13 protein-coding genes and 1 tRNA gene are annotated in these 13330 nt (G+C 60.0%); 6 read left to right on the top strand and 8 right to left on the bottom strand.

Features of this window, described 5'->3' with window-relative positions; genetic code table 11:
* Positions 1–134 precede the first annotated feature (134 nt).
* The 3 genes from gyrA to SIC14_RS14580 all read right to left on the bottom strand — a co-directional run bounded on the left by gyrA (position 135) and on the right by SIC14_RS14580 (position 5740).
* Entirely contained in the window at positions 135–2900 is a 2766-nt protein-coding gene (gene gyrA / locus SIC14_RS14570; protein ID WP_412562645.1) for a DNA gyrase subunit A, read from the bottom strand.
* 171 nt (positions 2901–3071) lie between these two features.
* Positions 3072–3692 carry a MarC family protein gene (locus SIC14_RS14575; protein ID WP_412562646.1) on the bottom strand — a complete coding sequence of 207 codons (621 nt, stop codon included), beginning with the start codon at positions 3690–3692 and terminating at the stop codon, positions 3072–3074.
* Positions 3693–3889: 197 nt separating this feature from the next.
* Positions 3890–5740: an ABC-F family ATP-binding cassette domain-containing protein gene (locus SIC14_RS14580; RefSeq protein WP_412562647.1), complete on the bottom strand. Its 1851-nt coding sequence runs from the start codon at positions 5738–5740 to the stop codon at positions 3890–3892.
* A 201-nt stretch (positions 5741–5941) separates the two neighbouring features.
* On the opposite strand from SIC14_RS14580, the gene SIC14_RS14585 reads away from it, so the two are divergent.
* The 4 genes from SIC14_RS14585 (at position 5942) to SIC14_RS14600 (ending at position 9843) form a co-directional block, all read left to right on the top strand.
* Positions 5942–7120 carry a multidrug effflux MFS transporter gene (locus SIC14_RS14585; protein WP_412562648.1) on the top strand — a complete coding sequence of 393 codons (1179 nt, stop codon included), beginning with the start codon at positions 5942–5944 and terminating at the stop codon, positions 7118–7120.
* 148 nt (positions 7121–7268) lie between these two features.
* Complete coding sequence (ndk, locus tag SIC14_RS14590; protein ID WP_412562649.1) at positions 7269–7691, top strand: nucleoside-diphosphate kinase; 423 nt, start codon at positions 7269–7271, stop codon at positions 7689–7691.
* 226 nt (positions 7692–7917) lie between these two features.
* Positions 7918–8670, top strand: a complete 753-nt coding sequence (locus tag SIC14_RS14595; protein WP_412562650.1) for an SDR family NAD(P)-dependent oxidoreductase — start codon at positions 7918–7920, stop codon at positions 8668–8670.
* A gap of 6 nt (positions 8671–8676) precedes the next feature.
* The gene (locus tag SIC14_RS14600; protein WP_412562651.1) at positions 8677–9843 is read left to right on the top strand and encodes a winged helix-turn-helix domain-containing protein; all 1167 of its coding nucleotides are present in this window, start codon (positions 8677–8679) and stop codon (positions 9841–9843) included.
* A 4-nt stretch (positions 9844–9847) separates the two neighbouring features.
* On the opposite strand, the gene SIC14_RS14605 is transcribed toward SIC14_RS14600, so the two are convergent.
* Together SIC14_RS14605 and SIC14_RS14610 are read right to left on the bottom strand one after the other, a co-directional pair.
* Positions 9848–10390, bottom strand: coding sequence for a sulfite exporter TauE/SafE family protein (locus SIC14_RS14605; RefSeq protein WP_412562652.1), 543 nt, complete (start codon positions 10388–10390; stop codon positions 9848–9850).
* Positions 10378–10620, bottom strand: a complete 243-nt coding sequence (locus SIC14_RS14610) for a hypothetical protein (RefSeq protein ID WP_412562653.1) — start codon at positions 10618–10620, stop codon at positions 10378–10380. The genes SIC14_RS14605 and SIC14_RS14610 overlap by 13 nt, the downstream gene beginning before the upstream one ends.
* Before the next feature lie 120 nt (positions 10621–10740).
* Here SIC14_RS14610 and SIC14_RS14615 point away from each other — a divergent pair, with 120 nt between their 5' ends.
* Entirely contained in the window at positions 10741–11565 is an 825-nt protein-coding gene (locus SIC14_RS14615) for a LysR family transcriptional regulator (RefSeq protein ID WP_412562654.1), read from the top strand.
* On the opposite strand, the gene SIC14_RS14620 is transcribed toward SIC14_RS14615, so the two are convergent.
* Both SIC14_RS14620 and SIC14_RS14625 read right to left on the bottom strand, forming a co-directional pair.
* Positions 11562–11888 (bottom strand): TfoX/Sxy family protein, encoded by a 327-nt coding sequence (locus SIC14_RS14620; protein WP_412562655.1) that lies wholly within the window; start codon positions 11886–11888, stop codon positions 11562–11564. The genes SIC14_RS14615 and SIC14_RS14620 overlap by 4 nt on opposite strands.
* A gap of 35 nt (positions 11889–11923) precedes the next feature.
* Positions 11924–12052, bottom strand: a complete 129-nt coding sequence (locus SIC14_RS14625; RefSeq protein WP_412562656.1) for a hypothetical protein — start codon at positions 12050–12052, stop codon at positions 11924–11926.
* Between the two features lie 337 nt (positions 12053–12389).
* Here SIC14_RS14625 and SIC14_RS14630 point away from each other — a divergent pair.
* Positions 12390–12465 (top strand) — tRNA-Ile (locus tag SIC14_RS14630).
* Positions 12466–12507: 42 nt separating this feature from the next.
* Here the strand turns inward: SIC14_RS14630 and SIC14_RS14635 are convergent.
* On the bottom strand, positions 12508–13263 hold the full coding sequence (locus SIC14_RS14635) for a hypothetical protein (protein WP_412562657.1): 756 nt from the start codon (positions 13261–13263) through the stop codon (positions 12508–12510).
* Positions 13264–13330 lie beyond the last annotated feature (67 nt).

The raw sequence follows: 13330 nt of genomic DNA on the forward strand, positions 1-13330 counted from the left end.
ATGCTGGAACCGTGTCTGAACAGGCTTGCGTTCAGCGTCAAACAGCTGGGACCGGGTTCAGTAACCATCGGCGGTATCATGCAAAAAGCCGCCCGGAACGGGGCGGCTTTTCGCTTGTTTGCTGTTAGGTGGCCTTAGCTCTCGGTGGCTTCGCCGTTGGTCTCTGTGACCTCACCGTCGGCTTCATCGTCCTGTTCCACCACACGGGCCACGGTGACAACCACCTCCCCCTTGCCGGTGTTGAACACCTTGACGCCGCCCGCCGACCGGGACCGGAACGAGATGCCGTCAACCGGCACACGGATCGATTGGCCCTTGGAGGTGGCGAGCATGACCTGATCGTCCATCTCAACCGGGAAAGAGGCAACCAGCTGACCGCCGCGCATGGCTTTGTCCATCGCAGCCACACCCAGACCGCCACGCCCCCGGACAGGGTAGTCATGGCTGGAGCTAAGCTTGCCAGCGCCGCCTTCGGTGATGGTGAGGATCAGGTTTTCGACCGCCGACATTTCGGCGTAGCGTTCCTGGCTCAGCTCACCTGCGGGCACATCCTCTTCGTCGCCTTCTGCGTCATCCGCCAGACCGGCCACGGCACGGCGCATTTTGAGGTATGCCGCGCGCTCTTCCGATGTGGCGTCGAAATGTCGGATCACCGACATCGAAACAACCTCATCATCACCGTTCAACTTGATGCCACGTACACCCACAGACGAACGTGAGTTGAACACCCGAACCTCTGTGGTTGGGAACCGGATTGCCCGGCCAGAATTGGTCACCAGCATCACATCGTCGTCTTCCGAACAAATGCGGGCGTTGATCAGGCGGGTGTCGGCGTGATCATCCTCGAACTTCATGGCGATCTTGCCGTTGGATTTCACATTGGTGAAATCCGACAGCCGGTTGCGACGCACGGTGCCTGCGGAGGTGGCAAAGACCACCTGCAAGTCGTTCCATTCGTCCTCTGGCCGGTCTACGGGCATAATGGCGGCGATGGACACACCAGTCGGGATCGGCAATATGTTCACAATCGCCTTGCCCTTCGCGGTGCGTCCACCCAGCGGCAGGCGCCAGGTCTTCAGCTTATAGGCCATGCCATCGGTGGTGAAGAACAACAGCTGAGTGTGGGTGTTGGCCACAAAGAGGGTGGTGATCACATCCTCTTCTTTGGTCTGCATCCCCGACACGCCTTTGCCGCCGCGCTTCTGGGCGCGGAAATCCGCCAGCGGGGTCCGTTTGATGTAACCGCCGGAAGTCACGGTGACGACCATATCCTCACGTTCAATGAGGTCTTCGTCATCCATGTCACCGGACCAGTCAACGATCTCGGTGCGGCGATCAACGGCGAATTTCTCTTTCACCTCAGCCAGTTCGGCGTTGATGATTTCCATGATGCGATCGCGCGAAGCCAGGATTTCCAGACATTCGCGAATCTTTTCGGCCAGTTCCTGCAGCTCATCGGTGACTTCTTTCACACCGATCTGGGTCAGACGCTGAAGGCGCAGTTCAAGAATGGCGCGGGCCTGGGTTTCGGACAGGTTGTAGGTGCCGTCCTCATTCATTTTGTGGGTCGGATCGTCGATCAGCTGGATGTATTCCGCGATGTCCTGCGCCGGCCAGCGGCGGGTCATCAGCTTCTCGCGGGCCTCAGCAGCATCCGCAGACGAGCGGATGGCGGCGACAATTTCGTCTACATTCGACACAGCCACAGCCAGACCACACAGGATATGGCTGCGTTCACGGGCCTTGCGCAGCTCAAAAGCGGTGCGGCGGGCCACAACATCTTCGCGGAAATCAAGGAAGCTGGTCAGGAAACGGCGCAGCGTCAGCTGTTCTGGACGACCACCGTTCAGTGCCAGCATGTTACAGCCGAAATAGGTCTGCATCGGGGTGAAGCGGAACAACTGGTTCAGCACCACATCCGGGGTGGCATCCCGTTTCAGTTCGATGACAACACGCACGCCGTTCCGGTCGGATTCATCCTGCACATGGGCGATGCCCTCAAGCTTCTTATCGCGGACCTGCTCGGCGATCTTTTCGATCATCGAGGCCTTGTTCACCTGATAAGGGATCTCATCGATGACAATGGCGTAGCGATCCTTGCGGATCTCTTCGACCCGGGTTTTGGAACGGATCACAACGCTGCCACGGCCTTCCAGGTAGGCTTTGCGCGCGCCAGAACGGCCCAGCATGATGCCGCCAGTAGGGAAGTCGGGACCGGGCACGTAGTTGATCAGCTGTTCACTGGTCAGGTCCGGATCCTCGATCAAGGCCTGACAGGCATCGATAACTTCGCCCAGGTTATGCGGCGGAATGTTGGTGGCCATACCCACCGCGATACCACCTGCGCCATTGACCAGCATGTTGGGGAACCGCGACGGCAGAACCGTTGGTTCTTTGTCCTTGCCGTCGTAGTTGTCCTGAAAATCTACCGTGTCTTTTTCGATATCCGCCAGCACAAAGGCGGCGGGTTTGTCCATCCGCACCTCGGTGTAGCGCATCGCCGCGGGGTTGTCCCCGTCCATCGAGCCGAAGTTGCCCTGACCGTCAAGAAGCGGCAGCGACATGGAGAAATCCTGCGCCATCCGCACCAAGGCGTCATAGATCGCGCTGTCGCCATGCGGGTGGTATTTACCCATCACATCACCGACGGGACGGGCCGACTTGCGGTAGGCCTTTTCGTGGGTGTTTCCGGTCTCATGCATGGCATAAAGAATGCGGCGGTGTACCGGTTTCAGACCATCGCGCAGATCGGGAATCGCACGGCTGACGATCACGCTCATGGCGTAATCGAGGTAAGAGGTGCGCATCTCATCGGTGATGGAAACGGAAGGCCCGTCAAAAGCCATGCGCTCGCGCGGTTTTTCTTCTTCGTTTTCAGGAGTTTGGGGCGTATCGCTCACGTCTCGGCCACTCTGCTTTCTTGGTCTATATTTTGTTGTAAACTTTATAACAGAGGCAGGATATGGCCTGCAATGCTTCGTTTGCTTACAGCGATTTAAGGCGGATTTTTTGGGGTTGGTGCGGGGCGACCAGAAGCCGGGATTTGAGTCTGATTGCGAGCGCGTTCGGGCCTAGCTGGCAAAGCCAAATGCCTTCAGCCCGTCGAGCACAAACTGCACCGACAGTGCCGCCAGCAACATCCCCAGCAGCCGGGTCACAACAGTGATGCCAGTCTTGCCGAGGGCGCGCTCCAACAGGCCGGCGCTGAAGAACAGCACCAAAGTGATCAGCAACACCATCAGCATGATCGTCAGGGTTGAGGCCAGGCCGGCCCAGCCCGGATGCTGACCGGCCAGCAGGATCACCGTTGCGATGGAACCGGGCCCAGAAATCAGCGGGATCGCCAGCGGGAAGACGGACGGGTCGTCATTTTGATCTTCTTCCTCGGCCTGATCCTCGCGCCGTTTGGTGCGCCGCTGGAACAACATGTCCAATGCGGTCAGGAACAGCAGGATCCCACCTGCGATGCGGAAGGCGGGCATAGAGATGCCGACGAAGCCCAGAACCGCCTCTCCGAACAGGGCAAAGAGCGAGAGCAGGATGCCAGCAGTCAGACAGGCGCGCAGGGCAATTCGGCGGCGTTTTTCCGGCGACATGCCTTGGGTGAGCGCCACAAAGATTGGCGCCAAGCCGATCGGATCCATGATCACAAACAGCGTGACAAAACCTGTGATGAAAAATGCGCTGTCCATGGCGGCCTTCGGATTGGAGTGTTGGGTCCTGGTTCAGAGGCCACGATTGGCCAAGCGCCGGGTGGATGCAATGATAAAGTTCGCGGCTGCTAAGGGCCCATAATAGCTAGGGCAGGGGCGTTGCTCCTCTGGGGGTCTTGGTCGGCCCCCATTCACCCCAGAGTATTTTCGGATCGTTGAAAGAGGCCGTTGCGGTGTCAGGCGTTTTCGGCCTTTTCCAGCTTTTCCAGCGCCACCATCCAGAGTTCTTCGGCACGGTCCATCGCCTCGCGCAGTTCGGCGTATTTCTTCTGCAGAACCACGGCCTCGCCCTTGCGTTCGGCAAACAGCTCCGGGTCGGCAAGTCGCAGCTGCAGCTTCTTGTCCATTTCCGCCAGCTTCTCGATCCGTTCCTCGCATTTGCGGGTCTCACTGCGTAGGGCAAGGATCTGGTCGCGGCTGGCACGTTTCGGGGCCGGGGCTTTGGGTTTTGAGGGTTTCGGCGGCGTGTCGGCCTGCAGGAGCATCTTGCGATAGGCGTCCAGATCCTCCTCATAGGGTTTCACCGTGCCGTCTTTCACCAGCCAAAGCCGGTCCGCCACCATCGACAAAAGGTGCATGTCGTGGCTGACCAGAACCACGGCCCCGCCATAGGCGCTGAGCGCTTCCACCAACGCCTCGCGGCTTTCGATGTCGAGGTGGTTGGTTGGTTCGTCAAGGATCAACAACTGTGGCGCGGGCAGCGTGGCCAAGAGCAGCGACAGCCGGGCCTTTTGCCCCCCAGAAAGGCGGCCGACCTCGGTTTCGGCCTGTTCCGCCATCAGACCAAAACCCGCCAGCTTGGCGCGCAGTTTGCTGGGGTGCTGGCCGGGCAGTTCCCGCTGCAGGTGTTGCAGCGGGGTTTCATCCACATGCAGCTCGTCCACCTGATGCTGGGCAAAGAAGCCGATGCGCAGTTTGGAAGACCGATTGATGTCGCCTTCCATCGGTATGAGCCGGTCCGACAGCAGCTTGGCGAGGGTGGATTTGCCCTGGCCGTTCTTGCCCAGGAGCGCAATGCGGTCGTCCTGATCGATGCGCAGGTCCAGCCGTTTCAGCACCGGCGTGCCGTCATAGCCCACAGTGGTGTCCTGGGTTGAGATGATCGGCGGCGACAGGGTTTCGGGTTCGGGGAAGGTAAAGACAGTGCGCGCTGCGTCTTCGGGCGCGCGGATGGTTTCCATCTTTTCCAACATTTTGACCCGGCTTTGGGCCTGTTTGGCCTTAGAGGCCTTGGCTTTGAACCGGTCGACAAAGCTTTGTAGGTGGGCGCGCTGCGCCTCTTGTTTCTTGGCTGCTGCGGCCTGCACCGCCCGTTGCGCCGCCCGTTGGCGGGTGAACTGGTCATAGGGGCCGGTGTAATAGGTCAGCTGCCGGTTATCGAGATGCAGGATCGAGCCGACAGCGCGGTTCAGCAGGTCCCGGTCGTGGCTGATGATCAGGACCGTATGTGGATATTTGGTCAGGTAGTTTTCCAGCCAAAGCGCCCCTTCCAGATCGAGGTAGTTGGTTGGTTCGTCAAGCAGCAGCAGGTCGGGTTCGGAAAACAACACCGCTGCCAGCGCCACACGCATCCGCCAGCCACCGGAGAAGGCCGAGCAGGGCATCTTCTGTTCCTCGGCGTCAAAACCGAGGCCTCGCAGGATGTTGGAGGCACGGGCCTCGGCCGACCAGGCGTCGATATCGGCCAGACGGGTCTGGATGTCCGCAATACGGGCGGGATCGGTGGCCACATCGGCCTCGGCCATCAGGCTGGCGCGTTCGGTATCGGCAGCCAGCACCGTGTCGATCAGCGACACCTCATTGCCGGGCACCTCCTGCGCGACGCCGCCGATGCGGGCGCGCGAGGGCAGCTCAATGCTGCCGTTGTCCAGATGCAGATCGCCGCGGATCAGCTTGAACAGGGTGGTTTTCCCCGCGCCATTGCGGCCAATCAGGCCAACTTTATGGCCGGTTGGAATGGTGGCGCTGGCCCCTTCAAACAGGGGGCGGCCTTCGATCGAATAGGTGATGTCTTGGATCCGTAGCATGCGAGGCGGAGTGCCAGAGCGCCGCGGGTAAGTCAATTGGCCGAACGTCTGGCGGCGTGCGCGCAGGGGCGCTGACAATTTTCGCGGGCTACGGTGTTGCCACCGGAGGGTAACAGGCGTAGCAGGGACGGTGCAATGGTGCGAAATGCTGCACGTGTTAACGACCTCTGCCCCGGCACCAAGAGGTGCGAAAGGACCCGCATGGCCCCTGCCAGTTCTAAACCCAGCCTGCTGACGCTGATCCTGCTGACCTCGGTAGCCGTGATGTCGCTGAACATCTTCCTGCCGTCGCTGGGTGGGATCGCGGTGGAATTTGGGGTGAGCTACACGTTGGTGGCGCTGTCAATTTCGGCCTTCCTGTTGGTCTCGGCGGCGTTGCAGCTGATCATGGGGCCGCTGTCGGACCGCTATGGGCGGCGACCTGTGGTGCTGATCGGTCTGGTGATCTTTGTCTTTGCCTCTCTGGGCTGCGCGCTGTCGCAGGATGTCTGGAGCTTCCTGGCCTTCCGCATGGCGCAAGGTGGGATCGTGTCGGGCATGGTGCTGGGACGCGCCATTGTGCGCGACGTCTATGCACCGCAGGACGCGGCAAAGCGGATCGCGCAAATCGGGGCTGCGATGGCGCTGGCACCGCTGCTGGCGCCTTTGGTGGGCGGGATCCTGGACAGTCTGTTTGGCTGGCGTTCCGTGTTCTACCTGCTGGCGGTCAGCGGGGCGGCGGTGTTCCTGCTGTGCTGGAGCGATCTGGGCGAAACCAACACCACCCGTCAGGCCAGCTTTGCGGCCCAATTCCGCGCCTACCCAGAGGTGCTGCGCTCGGCGCCGTTCTGGGCGTATTCCGGTGTGCTTGTCTTCTCGCTGGGCGGGTTTTACGCCTATCTGGCGGGCGCGCCGCTGGTTGGCGCAGATATCTTTGGCCTCGGGCCTGTAACATTGGGGATGATGATGGGGGCCACGGCGGTGGGGTTCCTGATCGGAAATCTTGTGACCACCCGGCAGGGCGCACGGCTTGGGTCGATGCGGCTGATCCTCTGGGGGCGGTGGCTGTCGATGAGTGGCTGTCTGGTGGCGGCCTTGGTTCTTGCGCTGGGTCTGGTGCACCCGGCGGTGATGTTCGCCGGTGCGGTGACGCTCGGGTTGGGCAACGGGCTGACATTGCCGGGCGCCAATGTGGGGGTGATGAGTGTTGCGCCGCATCTGGCGGGCTCTGCCTCGGGCCTTTCCGGCGCGCTTGGGGTGGTGATTGGGGCGGTGTTGACGCCGCTTGTGTCGACCCTTGTGGCGGGCCCGATGGGTGCAGAACTGCTGATGCTGTCGATGGCCGCCTGCGGCGGCTTGGCGCTCACCTCGGCTTTTGTGGTGGCACGACTGGAGAGATAGGGCGCCTGCAGCCTGAGAGACAATCCGCCAGACGCAGGGACCGCCGTGCGTCTACAGGGTTTTCAAACGCCTTTTGCCGTGCTAGCAGGCGCCAGAAATTAATCACGGCCGGGCATTGGGTCCGGTCTTTGACCTTGAGGACATCCCGATGGCTGTACAACGCACCTTCTCGATCATCAAACCCGACGCCACCAAGCGTAACCTGACCGGCGCCATCAACGCCAAATTCGAAGCCGCTGGCCTGCGCATCGTTGCTCAGAAGCGTATCCACCTGTCGAAAGCACAGGCTGGTGTGTTCTACGCTGTGCACGCCGAGCGTCCCTTCTACGACGAACTGTGCGAATTCATGGCTTCTGAGCCGATCGTTGTTCAGGTTCTGGAAGGCGAAGACGCCATCGCGAAGAACCGCGAAGTCATGGGCGCCACCAACCCTGCCGAAGCAGACGAAGGCACCATCCGTAAAGAGTTCGCCCTGTCGATCGGCGAAAACTCGGTTCACGGTTCGGACGCACCGGAAACCGCTGCAGAAGAAATCGCATACTTCTTCTCCGGCCTGGAGCTGGTAGGCTAAGCCACCACTCTGGTACTGAGACAGACAGAACGCGCCCGGGGCATTGCCTCGGGCGTTTTCTTTTGGGCTCCGCAGCCGTTTCGGCGTCGTGGTCAGGAGGGGCTCTGCCCCTCGGCGCGGTGCGCCTCTCCCCTGAGTATTTTCAGCAAGATGAAAGGCGGGGTTTTACGGGGTTTTCTGTGCCGCCTCTGGGCGTTAGCGTGGCAGCAATGTGAGGGAGGCAGTGATGAGCAAAGTGGCTATGGTCACCGGCGCGGCGCGTGGGATCGGGCTGGCAACAAGCAAGCAGTTTCTGGCCAAAGGCTGGTCCGTGGCGCTGGTGGATTGGGACGCGGCAGAGCTGGACACCGTGTTGCCGGAATTGGGCGATCAGGCCGCTGGTTTTACATGTGATGTCAGTGACGCTGAGGCGGTGCAGATGATGGTGGCAGCGGTTGAGGCGCGGTTTGGCGGCATTGATGCGGTGGTGAACAACGCCGGTGTGGCCGAGTTTGGGCCAATTGAAGACTGCGACTATGCCACCTGGAAGCGGGTGATGGCGACCAATCTGGATGGCCCGTTTCTGGTGACCCATGCCGCCACCCCGGCATTGAAGACACGTCGGGGGGCGATTGTGAATATTGCTTCGATCTCGGGCCTACGGGCGTCAACCCTGCGGGTGGCCTATGGCACCTCCAAGGCGGCTGTGATGCATCTGACCAAACAGCATGCTGCAGAGCTGGGCGAATTTGGCATTCGCGCCAATTGTGTTTGCCCGGGACCGGTGAAGACCAAACTGTCGATGGCGGTGCATAGCCCTGAAATCATTGCGGCGTACCATGATGCGATCCCGCTGAATCGCTATGGTAGCGAAGATGAGATCGCGGCGTTGATTTGTTTCTTATGTTCGGAAGAGGCCTCTTATGTCACCGGCCAAGTGATCGCTGCAGACGGCGGTTTTGAGGCCACGGGTGTGGGCCTGCCGGCCCTGCGGGAGTGAGTTAACATGGCGCGGCTGGAGATTTCGAACCGACAGGCCCGTAAGCTGTGGCTGGACAGCCACCTGCTGTCACATGCGCCGACCGGACCACTGGATCTGATGGCCATCATCGAAGGGCTGGGCTTTGTGCAGCTGGACACCATTCAGGTGGTGTCACGGGCGCATCACCATATCCTGTGGTCGCGCAATCAGAATTACCGCGAGGCCATGTTTGACCCTTTGTTGGCCAAGGACCGCGCGGTGTTTGAGCATTTTACCCATGATGCCTCGGTGCTGCCGATGGCGTTTCTGCCGTTCTGGCAACGGCAGTTCCGCCGCAAGGCTGAGCAGATGGGCAAGGCGGGGTGGTGGAAGAACCTGCCCGATGCAGAGGCGCGGCAGGTCTTGAAAGACCGGATTGCCGCCGAAGGGGCGCTGTCGACCCATGCCTTTGAATCTGCACCCAAAAGCAGCGATCACGCCTGGGCCAAACCACCGCATAAAATGGCGCTGGATTTCATGTGGTATGCGGGTGAATTGGCGACCTGTTTTCGTGAGAACTTTACCAAATATTATAATCTTCCTGAGAGGGTGTTCCCCGAACACTTGCGAAAAAGGGAGGTTTCAGATGCAGATCAGGTGGATTGGCTGTGCCGGGCGGCGCTCGGGCGATTGGGCTTTGCCACCCCCGGGGAAATTCAGAAATTCTGGGAGGCGATGAGCGCCAAGGAATGTCGGGGCTGGCTGGGGCAAGCGCAGGCGGAACTGGTGCCTGTCTCGGTTCAGGGCGCTGATGGCACCTGGCGGGACGCCTGGAGCGCCCCCGATATTGAGGCACGTCTGACCGAAGTGGCGGCGCCGACCTCGCGCCTGCGGATCCTCAACCCGTTTGATCCGGCCATCCGTGACCGGGACCGGCTGTTACGGCTGTTCGGTATGGACTACCGGATTGAGATCTTTGTGCCTGCCGCAAAACGGAAATATGGCTACTATGTCTATCCTCTATTGGAAGGCACACGTTTTGTCGGCCGGGTGGAGGTCACTGCGGACCGTAAGTCGGGTGTACTGAAGCTGGGGCAGGTCTGGGCGGAACCGGGGGTGCGCTGGACAGAGGCGCGGCAGGGCAAACTAGAGGCGGAGCTGACCCGCTTTGCGCGGTTGGCCGGGTGTCGTTATGCGCAGCACGCGGGGTGAACGCTTAGGCGAAAAGCTGTGGCACGCTGTCCCAAAGCAGTTTGGCCCCGGTCAGGCACAGGAAACCATAGACCAGCGTGGTGAAGCGTCGCTGGTCGATACGGCCATGTAGCGCGGTGCCAAGAAGGACACCAACAATCAGCATCGGTGCAATCACGGCGCTGACCTGTAGGCTCGCCAGGCTCAGTTGCCCCATGCCTGCATAAGCCACTGTTTTAATTGCATTCAGGGCAAAGAAAAACATCGTGTTGGTGCCCACAAACTGCGATTTGTCAAAGCCTTGGCTCAGCAGGTATCCTTTCACCGGTGGGCCACCGGCATGGGCGATGAAACTGGCAAAACCGGACATCGCACCAAGTGAAAACACCACAGGGGCTGGTGTCTGGCGGGGGAGGCCCGCAGGGGCACCCTTTAAGGCAAAATTCGCCACCAGCAACAGCGCCATCAGCCCAACGGCAAAGCGGATCAGGTCCGCGTCCATCCAGGTAAACCCAACCGCCCCCAGCCCCAGCCCCAGGAAGGCACCGGGCAACATCAGGACAACCACTTTGGCCTGCCAATGCCGGCGGTAATGCCAGACGATCCACAGATCCACAGATCCATTAGCAGCAGGATCGGCATCAAAACGGCTCCGGCAAACTGTGGAGCGACGAAGAGCGATAGGATCGGGACGGACATGACGCCCAATCCGCCGGCAAAGCCGCTTTTGGAAATACCGGTCAGCAGGACGCAAAGCGCCGCCGTGATGAAAAACAAAGGGGGGAGGGTGGTCAACATAGCGGGTCCTTTCCCCCTCGACATAGGAGGATGGTGCGTATCATGGAAATGATTTAAAAAGGTGTCAAAAATCTCAAACGGAGATACCAAATATTGGACCCCCGCGCCTTAGATAGTTTTGTGGTCGCCGCTGAAGTGCTGAACTTCTCGGAGGCGGCTGCGCGGCGCAACACGGTGCAGTCGGCGATCAGCACTCATATTCGCAAGCTGGAACAGCAGCTAGGCCAGCGCCTGTTTGACCGTGGGCGCGGCCAAGGCAAGGTGCTGACGGCGGAGGGCAAAGCCTTTCTCGCCTATGCGCGGCGGATCCTCAACCTGTCGGAAGAGGCCGTGGCCGCGATGCAGGCGCCGAAAGGCCAGCGGGTGATCCGACTGGGCACCAATGTGACGCTGGCCATGTCCGTCGTGGCGCGCGCCCTGAAACAATTTGCGCCAGACAATCCGGATGTAAAAATCGAGATCCTCTGTGACCGCTCTGATCAGCTGCTGCCGCAACTGGAAGCAGGGGAGATCGATCTGGCCTTGATGATGGATCAGGGCAAACGGGCGGATCGGATCTTTGTGGAACACGATCAGCTGGTTTGGGTTGCGGGGCCTGACTTTCGGATGCCAGAGCACGGTGCGGTGCCTCTGGTTTTTCTCAATGATGGCAGGGATTTGCGCACCTATGCCTTTACCGCGCTGGACCGTATCGGACGGCAGGGGGCGATTGTGCATTCCAGCCCGCACCCGATGGGTGTGCGGGCCTTTGTGGTGGCGGATCTGGCAGCGACGGTGCTGCCAAGTCGGGCGGTTGTTGCACCGTTGAAAACGCTTGGGGCAGCACAAGGCCTGCCGGAACTTGGCGGGATAGGCATTGCGCTTTATCGCAGGATGCAAGGGGGCAGGACGGATTTTGATGCTTTTGGCGCGGCGCTGCACGCCGAAATGAAACGGGAAGGTTAACGCGCAACCACTCCGATTTCGTTGAGAATTTTCTCGATTGCGGTGGTGTCATCCGCCGGTTTACTGGTCGCTTTCAAGGCGTCAAACCGTTTGCGCAGGGCTTTCTTCTCATCGCCTTGGCAATCATTCCAGGGCCGGCCCTGCAGCCCCATGACCAAAGCGTAGTAGCCGATGAAATGCGGGCGGGTGCCCGTCTGGATCAGCTTGCTGTAGGCCGCGTCCGCGCCCAGTTCGCGCAGCTCTTCGGCAGAGTTTATGCCAGCCCGTGCAAAGACTTCTTCGCTTTTGGGGCCGAGGTTGGGAATTGCGCTGACCGAGGACATGCTCAAGCCATAACGCGTCTTTCCCGGAAGGTCACTCAGATCATTGCAAAATCTGTGAAGACAAAGCGTTCGTGATGTTTGCGCTTCTTCTGGGCTGTCTCTGCGGGCACAGGGGCCGGCGCCGAAGCGGCGGGTTTGCGGGGTGGTTTCACAATCTGGGCCATATCACGGGCCTCCTTGCTGCGGTTGCTGCGAAGAGCCCGGGCGCGACTTGTTGCTCGGGCCTTATCAACAAAGTACGGAAAATTGTGTCAAATTTCAGGCGCGCAAAGGACGATTTGGGCAGGCCATTCGGACAGTTTACGGGCAAAAGGTTAGGTGTGGTTTCCGACCAAAGGGGGCAATTTCGAACCAAGGCGCGAGGGTCCGGATCTTGTACAATCGGGGATGACAATTGTCTGAGAGCGTCTTTGAGGTCCGCCCCAGGGCTCCTGAACGCGGCCGTATCAGGCGAAGCCGCTTGACCCTCACGCAACCTATGCCTAATCAGGTGACCAAGGTGGGCCTGTAGCTCAACGGTTAGAGCAGAGCGCTCATAACGCTTTGGTTGCAGGTTCGAATCCTGCCGGGCCTACCAGATCTTCTACCACGACGAATCCCCCCTCGCTGCCCGATCCGTTCAGGCGGTTTCTGGGGACATTTCCGCGTGGGGCTGCTCCTCGGAAAGGAAACGGTCCAGGGTGAGTTGCAGGTCGCTCACCACATGCATCGCGTGTTGGCGCAGGGCGGTGGCGACGGCGTGCTGGCGGGCGACTTGGGCGCGGATGTAATGGGCATTGCCAAGATCCGGGGTTTTGGCAGCTGCATCAATGGCTTTGAATACCCAGTTCAGAGGCGAAAACCGCTCTTTCATCTGCTCGGCCAGATGGGTGAAATGCGTGTCCATCGTTTCGCGGAAGTCTTCCCGTTTGCGGGCGGGCAGGGCGGTGGCTTTTTTCAGCAGGCGGACTTTTTCGGTCAACAGCGCGTCAATGCCTTTTTCCAGGCAACGCTCAACCTCTGCCGCTTCGCGGGCGGCATGTGAAATCTGTTTTTGCGCCAGGACCGCTGGGTCCAAAAACGCGAAGAGGGCTTTCAAATATTCTAACATTGCGACGTCGACAAAATGGGGGGCCTTGCAAAGGAAAACGGTCAGGCGGGTGTGTTCTTTAGCCTCCAAACTGTCGCAGGCAGGGTTCGCGCCACCCTTTGAGACCTTAGTCTTGCCCACGACCGGTGAGGCACCGACCTTTGCCTGCCTTCCTGCACCAAAGTAGGGGGCGGGGCCTGCGCGAATTGCTGGTTCTCCCCAAACGGAATTGGGTTTGCGGCTTAGATGCTTGAAAAAAGTTAAGATTTTTTTGCCTGCCGAAATATGAACCACCTCAGGGTGCATCCAGCCCCGTGAAAATACGGGGAAACTTGCCTGTAACGCTTTTATTACAGGGCGGGCATGACAACTT

This window comes from Thalassobius sp. MITS945101, assembly GCF_047123305.1.
Lineage (GTDB): Bacteria > Pseudomonadota > Alphaproteobacteria > Rhodobacterales > Rhodobacteraceae > Thalassobius.